The 17,428-nt window shown below is 72.2% G+C and carries 15 protein-coding genes; 3 read left to right on the forward strand and 12 right to left on the reverse strand.

The features are described from left to right. Window positions 1-147: 147 nt before the first annotated feature. The 7 genes from pheA to ACFUJY_RS03010 all read right to left on the reverse strand — a co-directional run bounded on the left by pheA (window position 148) and on the right by ACFUJY_RS03010 (window position 7,273). Entirely contained in the window at window positions 148-1,083 is a 936-nt protein-coding gene (gene pheA, locus ACFUJY_RS02980) for a prephenate dehydratase (RefSeq protein ID WP_383293523.1), read from the reverse strand. Between the two features lie 61 nt (window positions 1,084-1,144). Next, on the reverse strand, window positions 1,145-2,431 hold the full coding sequence (gene efeB, locus ACFUJY_RS02985) for an iron uptake transporter deferrochelatase/peroxidase subunit (protein WP_383293526.1): 1,287 nt from the start codon (window positions 2,429-2,431) through the stop codon (window positions 1,145-1,147). Between the two features lie 8 nt (window positions 2,432-2,439). Further along, window positions 2,440-4,395, reverse strand: a complete 1,956-nt coding sequence (locus tag ACFUJY_RS02990; protein WP_383293529.1) for a copper resistance protein CopC — start codon at window positions 4,393-4,395, stop codon at window positions 2,440-2,442. A 14-nt stretch (window positions 4,396-4,409) separates the two neighbouring features. Then, entirely contained in the window at window positions 4,410-4,859 is a 450-nt protein-coding gene (locus ACFUJY_RS02995) for a copper chaperone PCu(A)C (protein WP_383293532.1), read from the reverse strand. Further along, window positions 4,856-5,509: an SCO family protein gene (locus tag ACFUJY_RS03000; protein WP_383293534.1), complete on the reverse strand. Its 654-nt coding sequence runs from the start codon at window positions 5,507-5,509 to the stop codon at window positions 4,856-4,858. Before ACFUJY_RS03000 ends, ACFUJY_RS02995 begins: the two co-directional genes overlap by 4 nt. A gap of 69 nt (window positions 5,510-5,578) precedes the next feature. Next, window positions 5,579-6,319: a YcnI family protein gene (locus ACFUJY_RS03005; protein WP_383293536.1), complete on the reverse strand. Its 741-nt coding sequence runs from the start codon at window positions 6,317-6,319 to the stop codon at window positions 5,579-5,581. 141 nt (window positions 6,320-6,460) lie between these two features. Further along, window positions 6,461-7,273 (reverse strand): hypothetical protein, encoded by an 813-nt coding sequence (locus ACFUJY_RS03010; protein ID WP_383293539.1) that lies wholly within the window; start codon window positions 7,271-7,273, stop codon window positions 6,461-6,463. Between the two features lie 270 nt (window positions 7,274-7,543). Here ACFUJY_RS03010 and ACFUJY_RS03015 point away from each other — a divergent pair, with 270 nt between their 5' ends. Then, window positions 7,544-8,089, forward strand: coding sequence for an ATP-binding protein (locus ACFUJY_RS03015; protein ID WP_383293541.1), 546 nt, complete (start codon window positions 7,544-7,546; stop codon window positions 8,087-8,089). Window positions 8,090-8,125: 36 nt separating this feature from the next. Here ACFUJY_RS03015 and ACFUJY_RS03020 read toward each other — a convergent pair whose 3' ends face one another. Beyond that, window positions 8,126-9,586, reverse strand: coding sequence for an aminopeptidase P family protein (locus tag ACFUJY_RS03020; protein ID WP_383293544.1), 1,461 nt, complete (start codon window positions 9,584-9,586; stop codon window positions 8,126-8,128). A 98-nt stretch (window positions 9,587-9,684) separates the two neighbouring features. Then, window positions 9,685-11,172: a PP2C family protein-serine/threonine phosphatase gene (locus tag ACFUJY_RS03025; protein ID WP_383293547.1), complete on the reverse strand. Its 1,488-nt coding sequence runs from the start codon at window positions 11,170-11,172 to the stop codon at window positions 9,685-9,687. A 478-nt stretch (window positions 11,173-11,650) separates the two neighbouring features. On the opposite strand from ACFUJY_RS03025, the gene ACFUJY_RS03030 reads away from it, so the two are divergent. Continuing rightward, window positions 11,651-12,352 (forward strand): bifunctional DNA primase/polymerase, encoded by a 702-nt coding sequence (locus ACFUJY_RS03030; protein ID WP_383293550.1) that lies wholly within the window; start codon window positions 11,651-11,653, stop codon window positions 12,350-12,352. Window positions 12,353-12,980: 628 nt separating this feature from the next. Here ACFUJY_RS03030 and ACFUJY_RS03035 read toward each other — a convergent pair. The 3 genes from ACFUJY_RS03035 to ACFUJY_RS03045 all read right to left on the reverse strand — a co-directional run bounded on the left by ACFUJY_RS03035 (window position 12,981) and on the right by ACFUJY_RS03045 (window position 15,727). Beyond that, window positions 12,981-13,946: a DUF5926 family protein gene (locus tag ACFUJY_RS03035; protein WP_383293553.1), complete on the reverse strand. Its 966-nt coding sequence runs from the start codon at window positions 13,944-13,946 to the stop codon at window positions 12,981-12,983. A gap of 132 nt (window positions 13,947-14,078) precedes the next feature. Beyond that, on the reverse strand, window positions 14,079-14,630 hold the full coding sequence (locus ACFUJY_RS03040) for an ATP-binding protein (protein WP_383293556.1): 552 nt from the start codon (window positions 14,628-14,630) through the stop codon (window positions 14,079-14,081). Window positions 14,631-14,878: 248 nt separating this feature from the next. Then, entirely contained in the window at window positions 14,879-15,727 is an 849-nt protein-coding gene (locus ACFUJY_RS03045) for a glycerophosphodiester phosphodiesterase family protein (RefSeq protein ID WP_383293559.1), read from the reverse strand. Window positions 15,728-15,917: 190 nt separating this feature from the next. Here ACFUJY_RS03045 and ACFUJY_RS03050 point away from each other — a divergent pair, with 190 nt between their 5' ends. Continuing rightward, window positions 15,918-17,423, forward strand: a complete 1,506-nt coding sequence (locus ACFUJY_RS03050) for a trypsin-like peptidase domain-containing protein (protein WP_383293562.1) — start codon at window positions 15,918-15,920, stop codon at window positions 17,421-17,423. The last annotated feature ends 5 nt before the right edge of the window (window positions 17,424-17,428 follow it).

Genomic DNA, 17,428 nt, shown 5'->3' on the forward strand with positions numbered 1-17,428 from the left:
TTTGTCGACCATGTCGGATTGCGGTGTCGACTTGTCCCCAGGTGCAAGCCCTCGCCTGTGGATAACTTTTTCCGGCGCAGACAATCCGCTGATCACACCGACCCTGTGGACAGACGGCGGCCCTGGGCCGGGCGGCCCAGGGCTCGGTCAGGCTCGTCCGTCCTGGTTGCGTGCCAGCCAGTCGGACGCCTCGGTGAACTCCCTGTCGGACGTGCCCGCGCGCAGCGGGCGCACGTCCTCCGGGCTCACACCGGCCCGCGGATAGGAGCCGAGGAAGCGCACCTTGGGGCAGATGCGCTTGAGCCCCATCAGGGCTTCCCCCACGCGGCGATCGGAGATGTGGCCCTCCGCGTCCACCGCGAAGCAGTAGTTGCCGATGCCGGCCCCGGTCGGCCGTGACTGGATCAGCATCAGGTTCACCCCGCGCACCGCGAACTCCTGGAGCAGTTCGAGCAGGGCACCGGGGTGGTCGTCGCCCAGCCAGATCACCACGGAGGTCTTGTCCGCACCCGTCGGCGCGGAGGGCCGGGCCGGCCGGCCCACGAGCACGAAGCGGGTCTGCGCGTTCTCCGCGTCGTGGATCTCGGTGACCAGCGGTTCGAGCCCGTACCTCTCCGCCGCGAACTCCCCCGCGAAGGCCGCGTCACAGCGGCCCTCCTGCACGAGCCGCGCGCCGTCCGCGTTGGACGCCGCCGACTCCCATACGGCCTGCGGGAGATGGGCGGCCATCCAGTTGCGCACCTGCGGCTGCGCGGCCGGGTGAGCGGTGACCGTCTTGATGTCGGACAACTCGGTGCCGGGCCGTACGAGCAGCGCGAAGGTGATGGAGAGCAGCACCTCGCGGTAGATCATCAGCGGCTCGCCGCTGGTGAGCTGGTCGAGGGTGGTGGTGATGCCGCCCTCGACGGAGTTCTCGATCGGTACGAGTGCCGCGGCGGCCGTTCCGTTGCGCACCGCGTCCAGAGCCGCCGGTACGGAGACCATCGGAACGAGTTCGCGGGTGGCAGCTTCCGGAAGCGTACGGAGGGCGACCTCGGTGAAGGTGCCTTCGGGGCCAAGGTAGGCGTAGCGCGTGGCGGACATACCGTCACCCTAATGCGCGGTGCGGGCGTGGAAGGCCCGGAACGGGCGGGCCTTCCACGGCTCAGGACTCCAGAAGCCGCTGCCCCACGTACTCCCCGGCCGCCGCCCCGCCCGGCACCGCGAACAGGCCGCTCGCCTCGTGGCGGATGAAGGGGGAGAGCGCGTCCCCCCGGTCCAGCTTGCGCTGCACCGGGACGAAGCCGCGCAGCGGGTCGGCCTGCCAGCAGATGAACAGCAGCCCGGCGTCCGGGGTGCCGTCCGGGGCGATGCCGTCGTGGTACGAGAACGGCCGGCGCAGCATCGCCGCACCGCTGTTGCGCTCGGGCGACGAGATCCGGGCGTGCGCGTTGTCCGGGATCAGCAGCTTGCCGTCCGGGCCCGCCTTGTCGAGGTCCATCGCGGTGGTCTCGGTGCCGCCGCTGAGTGGGGCGCCGTCCGCCTTGCGGCGGCCGATGACCCGCTCCTGACGCTCCACCGGAAGCTTCTCCCAGTCGTCCAGGAGCATCCGGATGCGCCGGACCACCGCGTAGGAGCCGCCCGCGAGCCAGTCGTACGCCGGGTCCTGGCCGCCGGGGACGAACAGGCGCTTGTCGAAGTCGTCGTCCGTGGGCTTCGGGTTGCCGGTGCCGTCGACCTGGCCCATCAGATTGCGGGCCGTCATCGGCTTGGCGGTCGCTCCGGGCGCGCGGTTGAAGCCGTTCATCTGCCAGCGCACGGTGGCCGTCGAGGCGGCCTCCTTCTGTACGGCCCGCAGCGCGTGGAAGGCGACGAGGGCGTCGTCGGCGCCGATCTGGACCCACAGGTCCCCGTTGGACCGGCCGGCGTCGAGGTGGTCGGAGGAGAACGGCGGCAGCGGGTCGAGCCCCGGCGGGCGGTGCGCGGTGAGGCCCGTGCGTTCGAAGAAGGTGGCGCCGAAGCCGAAGGTGACGGTGAGCGAGGACGGGCCCGCGTCCAGGGCGACACCGGTGTCGTGCGCGGGGCCGTCCGCCGCGCCCGCCACGGGTTCGCCGGCCATCAGCCGCTGCGCCACTGAGGACCACCGGCGCATCAGGGCGGCGGCCTGCTTGCGCCCGGCCCCGGGGGCGAGGTCGAAGGCGATCAGATGGCCGGACGCCTGAAGCGGAGTGGTGATCCCCGGTTGATGTTTCCCGTGAAACATCACCTCGGTGGAGCCGACCGTGGTCAGCGCGGCCGGTGCCTCGTCACGGGTCGCGGCATAGCCGGTGGCGCCGCCGGCCGCTCCGAGGACCAGTCCGGTCGCCCCGGCGGCGCCTGCGGTGCCGAGAAGCCGCCGCCGGGAGAGGGCATGGGCGTTACTGGTGCCGCTGTTCGTGCTTTTTCCGCTCACGGTCCTGCTCAGCCGATCTTCACGTTCTTGTCGACCGTCGTCTGGTCGATGTCGGAGGTACGTACCGTCACCGCGACCTTCCAGTCTCCCGCGATCGGGAGCTGGAGGCCGGTGGCGGTCCAGTGCCCTTCGGTCAGCCGGACCGGGGTGGCCGGCAGGGGGCCGATGTCCTTGGACTCCAGGGTGAAGGCGACCTTCACCTCGGGGACGTCCATGGGCTTCTTGGCGGGGTTCTCGATCCACAGGTGGATCACGTTGGCGCCGGTATGTCCCGGGTCGATGTCCACCCGTACCGTGCCCTTGCCGTTCGCCCCGCCCGTGTCGAAGGGGAGCGTGAGGTTGACGGGACCGCTGTCCACAGGTCCGGCCGCAGCCGAGGAGGAGGGGGAGGAAGAGGAGCGTGCCGCTTCTTCCTGCGTACGGCCCGGCTCGGTCGACGTAAGGATCGTGGTCACCGCCAGCAGGGCCACGGCGACGCCGACCTCGGCCAGCACGGAGCGGCGCAGGCCCGAGCGGCCGGGGTCGGCGTCGCGTATCCGCTTCTTCTCGGCGGTGGCCACGGCGGCCCGCTGCCGGGCGAGCTGCGCGGCCCGGGCGGGGTCCCCGGCGCTCTCCGCTGAGGCCTCAGGCTCCGCCTCCGCCTCGGGCTCCGCCTCCGCCTCGGCTTCGGGCGCCGCCGAGGCATCGCCGCCCTCCGCGAGCTTCCCCGTCCACCGGCGCGACATCGACGCGACCCCCACCAGAACGGCGACGAGCCCCACCTTGACCAGCAGCAGCTGCCCGTAACCCGTACCGGTCAGCGCCGACCACGTGCCGACCTGCCGCCACGACTGGTAGACCCCCGTCGCGACGAGGACGACGACGCTGACGAAGGCGATCGTGGAGAAGCGGCGTACGGCCGCCGAGGTCAGGTCGGGCGTGCGGTACAGCGCGGTCAGCAGCGCCACCAGCCCGCCCAGCCAGGCGGCGACGGCCAGCAGGTGGAGCACGTCCACGGGCATCGCGATGCCGGGCTGGATGCCGGTCGACGCGTGCTCGGCGAGGGCCCAGGTGCCGGCGATACCGGCGGCGATGACCGTGCCGCCGATGGCGAGGCCGAAGGTGAGGTCCCTCTTCTCGCGCGGGTCCTCGCGCTTGGCGTACGTGCCGAAGAGCACGGCGACGAACAGCGCGCCGGCGCCGAGCAGCAGGAGCCGGGAGACCAGCGCGGCACCGGGCTTGGTGTCGAGGACCGCCTTGAGGCCGTCGAGGTCGAGGACGTCCGCCAGTTTTCCGGAGCCGGTGTACGCGCTGCGCAGGAGCAGCATCGCGATGGTCGCCGCGGTGAGCGTGGTCCAGCCGCGGACGACCAGACGTTGCAGCGGACGCGCACCCGCTCCGCGCCGCCAGCAGGCCAGGACGAAGGCGGCGCCGCCCGCGAGGACGATGAACCCGGCGTACGCGGCGTAGCGCGCGATGTCGTAGAGCGTGCCGACGAGCCCGCCCCCGGCCTCGCCGTCGGGGAGGGCGACAGTGGTCTTGGACGGCGCCCCGATCGAGAAGGTGAAAGCGCCGGAGACCGGGTGGCTGTCGGCCGAGACCGCCTGCCAGGCCACCGTGTACGTGCCGTCGCCGAGGCCGCCGCGCAGGGCGACGCCGTACTTCACGGTGGACCCGCTGTGCAGGTCGCGCGGGGCGGCCTTGGTGTCGGCGCGCTCGCCCGAAGGGTCCAGGACGCGGATGGAGTCCGCACCGAGGGCGACCTGCTCGGAGAAGGTGAGGGTGATCTCCGTGGGTGCCGTGGCGACCACCGCCCCGTCCTGCGGATCGCTCCCGGTGAGCGCGGCGTGGGCCGACGCGGGAGCCGCGACGGCCAGCAGCAGACCGAGCACCGTGCCGAGCAGCGCGGTGAGCAGTCCGGCCGCGGCGAGCGGCCGGCGCAGGGCGGACGGGGGCGGCCCGAAGGGCGGGGCGGTGGCTGTCATGGCGTGTCAGTCCCTCACTGCTTCTTCGGGTTGTGGGTGGTCTCCTTCACGGGAAGGTCGACCTCGATCGCGCCGGCCTTCTCGAAGTGCAGTTCCACGGACACCTTCTGGCCCTGCTTGGGCTGCTTCTTGAGCTTCATGAACATGATGTGGTTGCCACCACGTTCGAGATCCAGCTCACCGCCCGCGGGCACGTCGAAGGACGTCACCTTCCGCATGACCTGGTTCTTCGTCTCGTGGATCGTGACGTCGTCCGAGAGCGGGCTGGTGACCGAGGTGAGGCGGTCGTCGCCGGTGCCGTTGTTCTGCACGACGAGGAAGCCGGCCGCCATGTCGTTGACGGGCTGCGGCATGAACCCGCCGACGACCTTCAGTTCCGGCTTGTCCGAGGAGGTCGAGCACCCCGCCAGCGTCAGGCCCGCGGTCACGGCCAGGACGGCGGCGAGGATGGTGCGGTGGTTCACGGGTTCTCCCCCTTGACGATCTTGGGGAGGTCCTTGGTGTAGTCGTCGGGCGTGGTGTCCTCGCTGTACAGCACGTAGCCCTTGTCGGTCTTCGGGGAGAAGGCGATGACCTGTGAGCCGTGCATCGAGACGACCGTGCCGTCCTTCTCCTTCTTCGGCGCGGAGATGCCGATGCCGATCTGGCGGGCGCCCGCCTGGATGGCCTTGAAGTCGCCGGTGAGACCGATGAAGGAGGGGTCCTGCGCCTTGAGCCAGCTGCCGAGGGAGGCCGGGGTGTCGCGCTCCGGGTCGGTGGTGACGAAGACGACCCGGAGGTCGTCCTGGTCGGCCTTGGGCAGGGACTTCTTCGCGATGGCGATGTTGCTCATGATGAGCGGGCAGACGTCGGGGCAGTTGGTGTAGCCGAAGTAGATGAGGGTCGGCTTGCCCTTGGTCTCCTTGCGCAGGTCGTACTTCTTGCCGTGCGTGTCGGTCAGGACGAGGTCCGGCTTGGTGAACGGCTGGTCGAGCACCGTCGCGGCCTGGGTCTTCGTCTGCATCGACACGTCGGCGACGGGCTTCTTGCTGTCGTTGTCACTGCCGCCGCACGCGGACAGGGTGAGCGCGGCCGCGACGGCGAGCGCCGCGGCCGGGACGATCTTCTTAACCATGGAGCACTGTTCCTGAGGGGTCGGTGGAGCGGGTGGGGGCCAGGAAGAGCCTGGCCCCCGGGTGGGCTGTCAGGTCGTACGACGGCGCCCGGCCAGGACGCCGAAGGCCACGCCGGCGGCGCCGATGACGATGCCGACGATGCCGAGCACCCGGGCCGTGTTGTCCGAGGAGTCGGAGGAGGACGACGCGGCGGCGGTGGTCTCGTCGCTCTTCTCGGAGGAGCCCGCGGCGGAGTCCGAGGACTTCGCGTCCGTGCCGGCCGCCCCGTGCGCGTCATCGGCCGGGGCCGTCAGCTTGAGGACGGGGGCGGGGGTCTCCGGCTCGTCGGCGCCTTCCTTGGGCTCCTCGATCCAGCGGACGACCTCCTTGTTGGAGTACGTCTGGATCGCCTTGAAGACCAGCTGGTCGGCGTCCTCGGGGAGCTGGCCGACGGAGAGGGGGAACTGCTGGAAGCGGCCGGGCTCGATCTTGCCGCCGGTCCAGGTGACCTTGGAGACGGCCTCGTTGATCGTCTTTCCGTGCATCTGCAGCGGCTTGGCCAGCTTGCTCGTCGTCACCTCGATGTCCCAGCCGGGCACCGGCTGCGGCATGACGGACGCCAGCGGGTGGTCGGTCGGGAAGCTGACCTCCAGCTTGGTCGTCGAGGCGTTGTCACGCTCGTTGGGCACCTTGAAGTTGATGACGGCGTAACCGCCCTTGGCGGCCTCGCCCTGCGGCTGGACGCTGACGTGGGCGGAGGCGGTGCCGGCGAGCAGCAGCACGGCGGACGCGGCGACGCCGCCGGCGAGGGCGATGCGGGAAACGTTCATGACAGGGATCACTCCACAGGGAACGAAGGGAAGGTGCTCCGGCGCACGGGTGCGCACCGGTATCGCGACGCCACTTCCGTACGGACCGAATGCGCGCGGCTGCCCGAAGGGGCCGGGGCGCATCGCGTGGAGGGCGTCGCGTCAGGCTGCGAGAGCGAGCACGGAGGGCGGTCCGCGCCTGATCACCAGGTGCTGCAACGGGTCCCCGGTGGCCGGGCGCGGTGCGTCCACGGCGGTACGGGGGGTGCGCGGCCCGGTCGCGGGTTCGCCGGCCAGGCCGGCGCGCAGGGCGGCGACGAGGCGGAACGCGTCCCGCAACGCCCTGAACCGGGCCCCGGCCGCGACCTGCTGGGCACCGTGCGCCGACAGCCGGGCGAGCCGGAACAGGGCCACCTCGCCCCGTCGGAGCAGCCAGCCGGTGGCCAGGGCGGCCAGCAGGTGCCCGAGGAGCATGGGCAGGCTGGGAAGCGTGTGCAGGAGGCCGTCCGGGGTGGCCCACGCGGGGCCGGAAGGGGCCGCCGCCAGGTGCTGGTGCGCCTGGGCGGTCACCGCAGCGGGGTCGACGCCCGCGGTGCCGACGATGTGCCGCGCGTCGGCGGCGTCCAGCTGCCGGGGTCCGGCGCCGCAGACGAGGCTCGCCGCGAACCGGATCAGCGCGTCGTCGCCCGTCGTGCCGGGGGCCGTGGTGTGCGTGCCCAGCCCGAACAGGGTGTGCAGGGCGAGCTGTCCGCCGGCCAGGGCCGCGGCGATGGAGGGCAGTGAGCGTTCGCGTCCGGCGAGGGGGACGGCCACCGCGAGGACACCGAGGAAACCGGCGAGCAGCGTCCACCAGGGGACGGTCGCGCAGGCGGCCACCGCGTGTCCGGCCGCGGACAACGCGACGCAGACCGCGGCGAACACCGCGGCCCTCAGTAGCCGTAGACCGGCTCCGGCGCGTCCCACAGGCACAGACATGGCGGGCCCATCATCGCACCCGGCCCCCCGTCCCCGTACGGCAGGTCCGGAAGGTCGTCTTCCGGGCGGATTGGGGGTGAGCAGGGCCGTTCGCACGGGTTCCGGTGGCTCCCGGGACCGGGCGGAAGGGGGCGTATGGGACCGGGATACACCGGTGTGGCGCATCCGGCTATCCGCCGAATGGGCGGCATCAGAGCGCGCACGTGCTTACGACCGCCCCGGTGCGGCAATACGTAGCGGTATGTCTAGCCGCAGCCAGGAGGCCGGAGCATGAGCATCTGGTGGTCACTCCATTTGCGGCGCGACGCTGCGAGCGTCCCGCTCGCCCGTCGGTTCCTGCTCGGCACTATGGAATCCGCGGGCGTGGACCCGGACATCTCCTTCGACCTGTCTCTCGCGCTCAGCGAAGCCTGTGCGAACGCGGTCGAGCACGGCGGGGAGCACGACGGCACCTCCGACGGCACCGGGAACGACCGGGACGCCTGGGAGGATCCGTCGGCCACGGCCAGTGGACAGTACCGGGTCACCGCGTATCTGGACGGCGAGAAGTGCCGCATCGAAGTCGCCGATTCGGGGCCCGGTTTCCCCACCCGGGGCGGGCCGCACACGTCGAAGCGGCAGCCCGGGAGCGGACTGCCCGACCCGCAGTACGCGTCGCATCCGCCCGTCACCGCCGAGGAGGGACGGGGTCTGTGTCTGATCGAACAGCTCGCCGACCACGTCCACTTCGGCAACCGCCCGGGGTGCGCCGGCGCGGTCGTGAGCTTCGACAAGGTCCTGAGACGGCGGAAGGACGCCCTGCTCATGGTGTCCTGAGCGGGGCGCCCCTCCGTCCGTACGGCAGGCGTCGGGTCAGCCCTTGAGCCGGGCCATCCACGCCTCGACCTCGTCGGCCTGCCGGGGCAGCTTGTCCGAGAGGTTCCGGTTGCCGTCCTCGGTGACGAGGATGTCGTCCTCGATCCGGACGCCGATGCCGCGGTACTCCTCGGGCACGGTGAGGTCGTCGGCCTGGAAGTAGAGACCGGGCTCGACGGTGAGGCAGACGCCCGGCTCCAGCGTGCCGTTCACGTACGCCTCGGTGCGCGCGGCGGCGCAGTCGTGGACGTCCATGCCGAGCATGTGGCCGGTGCCGTGCAGGGTCCAGCGGCGCTGGAGGCCCAGCTCCAGGACCTTCTCGACCGACAGGTCGCCGAGCAGGCCCCACTCGACGAGCTTCTCGGTGAGGACCCGCTGGGCGGCGTCGTGGAAGTCGCGGAAGTCGGCGCCGGGCTTGACGGCGGCGATACCCGCCTCCTGCGCCTCGTACACCGCGTCGTAGATCTTGCGCTGGAGCGGTGTGAACGTGCCGCTGATGGGAAGCGTGCGGGTCACGTCGGCCGTGTAGAGGTCGTTGGTCTCCACTCCGGCGTCCAGCAGCAGGAGCTCGCCCGAGCGCACGGCGCCGTCGTTGCGCACCCAGTGCAGGGTGGTCGCGTGCGGTCCCGCGGCGCAGATCGAGCCGTACCCGATGTCGTTGCCCTCGATGCGGGCGCGCAGGAAGAACGTTCCCTCGATGTAGCGCTCGCTGGTGGCCTCGGCCTTGTCGAGGACCTTCACGACGTCCTCGAAGCCGCGTGCGGTGATGTCGCACGCCTTCTCCAGCTCGGCGATCTCGAAGGCGTCCTTCACCAGGCGCGCCTCGGAGAGGTAGACGCGCAGCTCTTCGTCGCGCTCGGCGGTGGCCTTGTCGGTGAGGGCGGCCTCGATGCCGGCGTCGTGACCGCGGACGTTGCGGACGGGGCCGGTGGCCTCGGCCAGCGCGGCGGGCAGCTCGCGCACGTCCTTGGCGGGGATGCCCAGCAGCTGCTCGGCCTCGGTGAGGGAGTGGCGGCGGCCGACCCACAGCTCGCCCTGGCCGTCGAGCCAGAATTCGCCGTTCTCCCGGTTCGAGCGGGGCAGCAGGTAGACGGTCGCCTCGTGGCCGTCGTCCGTCGGCTCCAGGACGAGGACCCCGTCCTGCGTCTGGTCGCCGGTGAGGTACGCGTACTCGGTGGAGGCGCGGAAGGCGTACTCGGTGTCATTGGAACGGGTCTTCAGCCGGCCGGCGGGAATGACCAGCCGCTCGCCGGGGAAGCGCGCGGACAGCGCGGCGCGGCGGTCGGCGGTGTGACCGGCCTGGGCGATCGGCTCCAGGCCGTGCAGCTCGGTGTCGGCCCAGCCGGACTTCATGCTGGCGGCGAGCTCGTCGGACACGCCCGGGTACAGGCCGTTCTTCCGCTGCTTGACCGGCTCTGTCTCTTCGGTCTCCGGGGTCTCCGGGAACTCCTCAGACACGACTGTTCTCCTTGATACGACACTGGACCTTCTCCATCGTACGGGCGTACGGAAGGGGGCCCAGGGCCGGAAGACCTCTTACACAGGAGGGGTCCGGATCAGTCGAAGCGGGCCGCGAGCACGACCACGTCCTCGGCGCCGTCCGCCCGCCCGGCCCCGTCCGGCAGCACGGTGCGCACCACATGGTCGGCCACCGAGGCGGCGTCCCCGCGCAGCGCCCTCGGGACGCTCGCCGCCGCCGATCGGAGGCGCGCGTACGCACGGTCCATCGAGTCCCCGGCGCGGCGCAGCAGCCCGTCGGTGTACAGCAGAACCGTCTCGCCGGGTGCGGGCGCGACGTCCACACTGGGCGCCTCCCAGCAGGACAGCATCCCCAGGGGGGCGGAGAGCGTGGTCTCCACGTACGAGGTGCGGCGCTCGCCGGTGATCAGCGGAGGCGTGTGTCCGGCCCCGGCGAGCAGGAGCTTGCGGCGGGCCGGTTCGCAGTACGCGAAGAGGGCGGTCGCCGAGCGGGCCGGCTCGGTCAGCCGGAGCAGCAGTTCGAGGTCGGAGAGCACGGCGACCGGGTCCTCGCCCTCCATCACCGCGTACGCGCGCAGCCCGGCGCGCAGCCGTCCCGCGGCGGCCAGCGCGCTGGGGCCCGAGCCGCCCACGGAGCCGACGGCGAGACCGAGGGCGCCCTCGGGCAGGGCCAGCGCGTCGTACCAGTCGCCGCCGCCCTGTGGAGCCACCTCGTGGCGTACGGCGAGCTGGACACCGGGGACCCGGGGCAGCCGGGTGGGCAGCAGCTCCTCGGCCACGGTGGCGACATCCGCCCTGGCCCGTTCCAGTTCCAGCAGGCGGGCCAGGTGCTCGGCCGCGTAGCCGGCGTACAGGCCGACGAGGTGGCGCTGGCGCTCGAGGGGTTCCGCGGGTTCGTCGTAGAGCCAGACGGCGGCGCCGAGCCGTCCGGTCGTCGCCGCGGCGAGGGGGAGCGCGTAGCTGGCGGCGTAGCCGAGGCGGGCGGCGACCTCGCGTCTGCGGGGGTCCAGGCCGCTGTCGCCGAGCAGATCGGGGGTGGTCAGCGGGGCGTCCGGATGGGGCAGGCCCTCCAGGACGCGTCCGTACGAGGTGGCGCTGCGCGGCACGGTCTCGATCTCGCCCAGCTCGGCGTGGGCCAGCCCGAGGCCGACGGTGCTGACGGGGCCGCGTCGGTCGGACGGTTCGAAGACGACCAGGCCGCGGCGGGCGCCGACCAGGGCGGCCCCGGCTTCGAGGAACTCGTGCAGGGCGTCGTCCAGGGTGCGGGTTCCGGCCAGGCGCTCGGTGAGTTCGTGGAGCGTGGTGAGGTCGGAGACCCAGCCGGCGAGCCGGTCCTGGATGAAGGCGCCGGGTGGGGCGGGCACCGCCTCGATGGGGCGCGCAGTCTCATCCGAAACCGGAACTGTGGGATCGATTCCAGCCACTTTTGGCAGGTGCGGAGCGCTCATGGTCGCCGGCTTTCCGAGCGGTGTGTTCCGTCGAATAGCATCGCAAACCCCCATGTCATTCTGCGCCGCTACCAGTGCATCCACATGTACACGCACAAGTGAGGCGATGTCCAGCATTGTCCCCCCGGAAAACCCGGTGTCCGTGCCTTAATCAACTTGGCCAAAAAACGCACCTCGCTGTGCGCATGAGAGGTCGACTGGGTCTGCCCGGCAGGGGTGCACCTCCGGGTGAAGTCCCAGGGGCGCGTCATTCCGGGCATGCTGGGTACGTAATTCTTTGGATGGCCAGGGGTGGCCCCGCCCGCCCCCGGAACCCGGCAGCAGGCCCGGACGTCCTCACATGTGACGGCCGCGCCCCACCCCCGAGTGGTGAGGCCGCACGCAACGGACCGCAGGCGCGCCGTGCGCCCCGCACCTCGCCACGATGCCGACCGCAAGCAGCTCGATCCGGCTCAGCACGGCTCACGCTCGGTACCGACGAACGACCCGTACCGCAGGCTCGACGAGCACGTACACCAGAAGATCCGCAGGCATGGTGTGACCACGCACGATGCGAGGCGGACCCTCGGCGTTCAACGGAAAGGAACGAGCGCTCATGCGCGAGATCCTCGGAAGGCGACGCAGGCTCGGCCGCAGGGGCGGCTCCGCCCGGCTCGACGCGGCCCTGACCTGCGCCACGGAGTGGCAGTGGCCCGTGGTCCCCGGAGCGGGGCTGCGCGGGGAGGGGGATCGCGGCCGTCGCTGCGCGTGCCCCGATCCCGAGTGCCCGGTGCCCGGCGCGCACCCCTTCGACCCCGGACTGCTCGCCGCGACCACCGATGCCCGGATGGTGCGCTGGTGGTGGACGAACCGGCCGACCGCGCCGGTGCTGCTGGCCACCGGCGGCCGTGCGCCGTGCGCTCTGAGCCTGCCGGCGCCGGCCGGTGCCCGCGCCCTGGCCGCGCTCGACCGCGCGGGCCTGCGCCTGGGGCCCGTCGTGGCGACGCCCACCCGGTGGGCGCTGCTGGTCGCCCCGTACACCCTGGAACGGCTCGGCGAGCTGCTGTACGCGCAGGGCCGGGTGCCCAGCTCGCTGCGGTTCCACGGGGAGGGCGGTTACGTCGTCCTGCCGCCGTCGGAGATCGGCACGGGGCAGGTCCGCTGGGAGCGCGCGCCGGAGCGCACGCCGGGTTCACGCCCCAAGGGCGCCGCCGCGCCGGGCGTGGCGCCCTGGCTTCCGGATGTCGAGGCCGTACTGGACGCCTTGGTCGCGGCGAGCGTGAGTGCCCCGGACGGCGGTAGCAGACTTACGCACTGAGCGGTTGGGGGCAGGGTTGGCCAGATTCTGATGGGCGGGTGTTCTTTCAGAGGCCATTCATTACGGAGTTCTGTCGCTTCTCTGTCCGGTCTCCGGTGAATCTCTTCCGTTCCTCCGCACCCCCTCCCGCTCCCTCTCACTCCCTCTCACTCCCTTCCGTCTTGCGTCACGATTTCCGGGTAAACGGCGGCGTTCCTTGTGGTGCTTCCATTTGTCCGGTGGTGTCGCCGATGCCGCGGGAATTCGGGCGCGGTAAAACCCGGCGGGGCGTGGCTCTCTGAGGGCGCTTCGGGCGCGGTTCCCGCCGCGGCGCAGGTCCAACCGGTCGCCTGGGCCGCAGGGCTGACGCCGGGCCATCGCGCGGAGGAGCTGGGGAGGGTGAGGGGCGGGACGGTCCGGGCGGGGCCCGTACGCGGGCCTGCGCGCCCCGGTGCGCGGAGCGCGCCGTACCCGGAAATGAGGATGCCCGATCGCTGGCGACGGGGGATGCACCAGCGACCGGGCTTCTTGAACCGTAACAAGAGATCTGCCGTTCGCAAATTCGATCTCGCGTATTCGGACAGCGATTTACCTGCCAGTACGGCGAGTTGTGACGGGAGTCACCGTCCGGGCCGGGCGGCGGTCACGGTCAGCTGAGCGTCACCTGGCGGTTGGTGAGCCCGCCACGGGCCCGCCGCTCCTCGGCGGTGAGCGGCGCGTCCGACGCGAGCGCGGTCGCGAGCCGCTCCGCGAACGCGGCGGCGGGCTTCTCGCAGTCCTCGGCGCCCATCGCGCTCGGCAGGTCCCAGACCGGGACCATCAGCCCGTGCGCCCGGAACGAGCCGACCAGCCGGGTGCCCTCGCCGAGCGAGGACTCGCCCGCGGCATGCAGCCGGGCGAGCGCGTCGAGGAGCTGCTCCTCGGCGTGCGGCATGACCCAGCGCAGGTGGTTCTTCTCCGGAGTCTCGCACCAGTAGGCGGCGTCCACGCCGGACAGCAGGGCGGTCGGGATCGCCGCCTCGTTCGCACGTTCGAGTGACGCGGACACCTCGGCGGTGGCGTTCTCCGAATCCGGCACCCAGAACTCGAAGCCGGAGTGCACCACCGGCTCGAAGGGGGCGTCGCCGTCCAGGAGGTCCTGCAGCCGGGGCCCGTCGGCCGGCACGCGGCGGGCGGCCACGGGCGAACCGGGCTCCGCCTCCAGCGCGCGGCTCAGCGTGTCCGCGAGGTCCCGGCTGAGATCGCCGGAGGAGGTGTCGTTCTGCAGGGCGAGCAGAACGGAGCCGTCGTCGCGGCGCAGCGCGGGCCACGCCATCGGCAGGACCGTCGCGAGCGTCACCGACGGCACGCCCTCGGGCAGGCCGCCCTTGAGCGTCAGATCGGCCGTGGCGGCGGGGACCAGCTCGCGCAGCGCGACCCAGTCGCACTCCCCGGCCAGGCCCTCGAACGGCCGCTGGACCAGCTCGGTCACCGCCTGCGCCGCGGCGCGGCCGTGACACGCCTTGTAGCGGCGGCCCGAACCGCACGGGCAGGGCTCACGAGCCCCGACCACCGGGATCTCGCCGTCCTTGAGCTGCTGCTTCCCGGCCTTGGTCTGAGGGCGCTTCTTCGCCATGGTGGGCTTACTCCCGAGTGCGACAGTGCGGTCTGGCCCGCGAGCCTAGCCGCCCCGCCGCCCGCCGGGGCACCACAGCCGTGCCGACCGGCTCAGCCCGCGTACGCGAACCGCGTGGGCCGGACCGGATGTTCAGCCCGCGTCATCGAACGCGTCGTCGAACGCGCCGGCGAAATCCAGCCCTTCGAGCCCCGGCACGACGGTCGCCCTCGGTGCGCCGGACAGTCCGGCCATCCCGGCCGTCCGCCCGCTGCCCCGGCCGCCCGGCCGGTCGGCACGGCGCCCGCGGCCCCCGTCGACGAGCACCCAGACGGTGACCTCGCCCGGCGCGTCGTCCCGTACGCCCCACTCCTGAGCCAGGGCGCTGATGATGTTGAGCCCCCGGCCGCCGCGCGCGGTCACCGAGGGGGTGGCCGGAACGGGCCGGGTCGGGCCGCCGCCGTCCGTCACCTCGACGGTCAGTCCGCCCGCCCTGTCGACGCGCCAGGCGGCGCGCACGTCGCCGTCCCCCGTCTCGGTCTGCCAGCCCAGCGGCCTGCCGTGCCGGCAGGCATTGCTGAGCAGCTCGGAAAGAATCAGCACCGCATCGTCGACGACCGCATCCGACACCCCGTGGCTGCGCAACTGCTCGCGCATCCGGTGCCGCGCCTGGCCCACGCCCGCAGGGCCATGGGGAACGGCCATGCTCGACGACGTGGGCACCTCCTGTGCCACCACCAACGCCACCCCCGAGACCTCCTTTGCCCCACGCCACGGAGTGGATGCCCTCCTGAGCTGTGCCGGAAACCGGCGAGGGGGCTGTCAGTGACGCACTCGTCACGAACAGGCACAGTCCGAGTGCGCCGGTGTACTCCCTGTAGTTGATCTCCTGATGGGGAGATGGGGTGATGCGTTCATACGCAGATACGCCGAGGCGTGCCCCGGGGCGCCGGTCACGAACGGCCGAGCTGGGCCAGGACCTGCTTGGGGCGGTTGGTGATGATGGCCTCGACACCGAGCCGTACGCAGAGCTCGACGTCCTCCGGCTCGTTGACCGTCCAGACGTGCGCCCGGTGCCCGGCCCGGTGGAGCCGCTCGATGTAGCCGGGATGGCTGCGCACGATCCGGACGCTGGGCCCGGCGACACGCGCCCCCGCGGGCAGCCGTCCGTCGCGCAGCCGAGGCGAGACGAACTGCATCAGGTACACGGTGGGCAGATGGGGCACGGCGGCCCGGACGCGGTGCAGCGAGCGGGCGGAGAAGCTCATGACGCGTACCGGCGAAGGGGTGCCGGCCGGCGGCGGCGCGTCGAGCTCGAAGCGTTTCAGCAGGTGCAGCAGGCGTTCCTCGACCTGGCCCGCCCAGCGGGTGGGGTGCTTGGTCTCGATGGCCAGCTGGAGCGGGCGCCCGGCCGCCCGCGTCTCCACGAGGAGTTCGAGCAGCCGTTCCAGGGTGAGTACGGAGGTGAGCTCGCCGGGCACCGGGTCCCAGTCCGGCGACTCCGTGTCGTCGCGGTCCTTCCAGGAGCCGAAGTCGAGGGCCGCGAGGGCGTTCAGCTCCAGGGCGGAGACCGCGCCGCGGCCGTTGGACGTACGGTTCACCCTGCGGTCGTGCACGCAGACGAGGTGGCCGTCGGCGGTGAGGCGTACGTCGCACTCCAGGGCGTCGGCGCCGTCCTCGATCGCCTTCCGGTAGGCGGCGAGGGTGTGCTCGGGGGCGTCGTCGGACGCGCCCCGGTGGGCGATGACCTGGATGGGATGCTGCATCGGGTGCTGCTGCCGTGCTCGGTTCACCCGGGTCATGGTGTCACCGCGGGAACACGGCCGTGCACACCTTGCGACGCGGGGCCGTTTTGTCCGATGTAAGGGTCGTGCGCAGATGCACAGGTCCTGCTTACAGTGGCCTGACGTGTCGTGGGAAAAGCTGACTGCGGACACGTACACAGCGGATCTCTTGCCGAATGACTGATGTGGAACCGAGGAGTAAAGAGCTGTGAGCACCGAGAACGAGGGCAACGAGGGCAACGCGGCCGAGGCCGCCCCGTCCGTACCTCCCGTGCCGGCCGACGCTCCCCAGGCGCCCCCCGAGGACACGCCCCCCGCCGCCTCCCACCCCGACGAGACGGTCACCAGGCAGCAGCCGGCCGCGCAGGCGCTGGACCAGCCGCCCGCTCCCGTCCCCTCCTCGCCGGACCCCGCGACCGCGCAGACGGCCGCCTACCCGACGAACCCGCAGTACGCGCCGCCGCCCCCGCCGCAGTCCGCGGCCGACGCCGGCTGGCCTCCGCCGCCGCCCGCCGTCCCGGCGTACGCCCAGGGGGCGCACGGCGGTGCCGGCGGCCCGGTGTGGGGCCCGCCCGGCGCGACGCACACCCCCGAGGCGCCGCGCAAGCGCGGTGCGGGCGGTCTGGTGGCCGCCGTGGTGGTGGCGGCGCTCGTGGCGGGCGGCATCGGCGGCGCCCTCGGCTACTGGGCCGCGGACCGCAACGACGACGCCGGCTCCACCACGGTCTCCGCGTCGGCGAACCAGCAGGACCTCAAGCGCGACCCGAACACGGTCGCCGGTGTGGCCGCCAAGGCGCTGCCGAGCGTCGTGACGATCGAGGCGCAGGGCGGCGACGGCGAGGGCGGTACGGGCACCGGCTTCGTGTACGACAAGGAAGGCCACATCCTCACGAACAACCACGTGGTGGCCTCCGCGGCGGACAGCGGCCAGCTCACGGCGACGTTCTCCAACGGCAAGAAGTACGACGCCGAGGTGGTCGGCCGGGCCCAGGGCTACGACGTGGCCGTCATCAAGCTGAAGAACCCGCCGGAGTCCCTGACCCCGCTGCCGCTGGGCAACTCGGACAAGGTGGCGGTCGGTGACTCCACGATCGCGATCGGCGCCCCGTTCGGCCTGTCCAACACGGTCACCACGGGCATCATCAGCGCGAAGAACCGCCCGGTCGCCTCGGGCGACGGCAACGGCGGCAGCAACTCGTACATGAGCGCCCTGCAGACCGACGCCTCGATCAACCCGGGCAACTCCGGCGGCCCGCTGCTCAGCTCGGGCGGCGCGGTCATCGGCATCAACTCGGCGATCCAGTCGACCGGCAGCTCCGGCCAGAGCCAGGCGGGCTCCATCGGCCTCGGCTTCGCGATCCCGATCAACCAGGCGAAGACCGTCGCCCAGCAGCTGATCAAGACCGGCCAGCCGGTCTACCCCGTCATCGGCGCCACGGTGACGATGGACGAGCAGAGCGGCGGCGCCGTCATCGCGGACCGGGGCACGGGTGGCACGGACGCGGTCACGAAGAACGGCCCGGCGGCCAAGGCGGGCCTGCGCGCGGGCGACGTCATCACGAAGTTCAACGACACCGTCATCGACAGCGGTCCCACCCTGATCGGCGAGATCTGGACCCACAAGCCGGGCGACCGCGTCACCCTGACCTACGAGCGCGACGGCAAGACGGCGACGGCCGAAGTCACCCTGGGGGAGCGCAAGGGCGACAGCTGACCGGC

The sequence above is a fragment of the Streptomyces sp. NPDC057249 genome (assembly GCF_042669245.1).
GTDB lineage: Bacteria > Actinomycetota > Actinomycetes > Streptomycetales > Streptomycetaceae > Streptomyces.

Excerpts from the sequence above, each read along its gene's own strand:
- pheA (WP_383293523.1), bottom strand. The coding sequence starts at position 1,083 with ATGTCCGCCACGCGCTACGCCTACCTTGGCCCCGAAGGCACCTTCACC.
- ACFUJY_RS02990 (WP_383293529.1), bottom strand. The coding sequence starts at position 4,395 with ATGACAGCCACCGCCCCGCCCTTCGGGCCGCCCCCGTCCGCCCTGCGC.
- ACFUJY_RS03000 (WP_383293534.1), bottom strand. The coding sequence starts at position 5,509 with ATGGTTAAGAAGATCGTCCCGGCCGCGGCGCTCGCCGTCGCGGCCGCG.
- ACFUJY_RS03005 (WP_383293536.1), bottom strand. The coding sequence starts at position 6,319 with ATGAACGTTTCCCGCATCGCCCTCGCCGGCGGCGTCGCCGCGTCCGCC.
- ACFUJY_RS03010 (WP_383293539.1), bottom strand. The coding sequence starts at position 7,273 with ATGTCTGTGCCTGTGGGACGCGCCGGAGCCGGTCTACGGCTACTGAGG.
- ACFUJY_RS03015 (WP_383293541.1), top strand. The coding sequence starts at position 7,544 with ATGAGCATCTGGTGGTCACTCCATTTGCGGCGCGACGCTGCGAGCGTC.
- ACFUJY_RS03025 (WP_383293547.1), bottom strand. The coding sequence starts at position 11,172 with ATGCTGGACATCGCCTCACTTGTGCGTGTACATGTGGATGCACTGGTA.
- ACFUJY_RS03030 (WP_383293550.1), top strand. The coding sequence starts at position 11,651 with ATGCGCGAGATCCTCGGAAGGCGACGCAGGCTCGGCCGCAGGGGCGGC.
- ACFUJY_RS03035 (WP_383293553.1), bottom strand. The coding sequence starts at position 13,946 with ATGGCGAAGAAGCGCCCTCAGACCAAGGCCGGGAAGCAGCAGCTCAAG.
- ACFUJY_RS03040 (WP_383293556.1), bottom strand. The coding sequence starts at position 14,630 with ATGGCCGTTCCCCATGGCCCTGCGGGCGTGGGCCAGGCGCGGCACCGG.
- ACFUJY_RS03045 (WP_383293559.1), bottom strand. The coding sequence starts at position 15,727 with ATGACCCGGGTGAACCGAGCACGGCAGCAGCACCCGATGCAGCATCCC.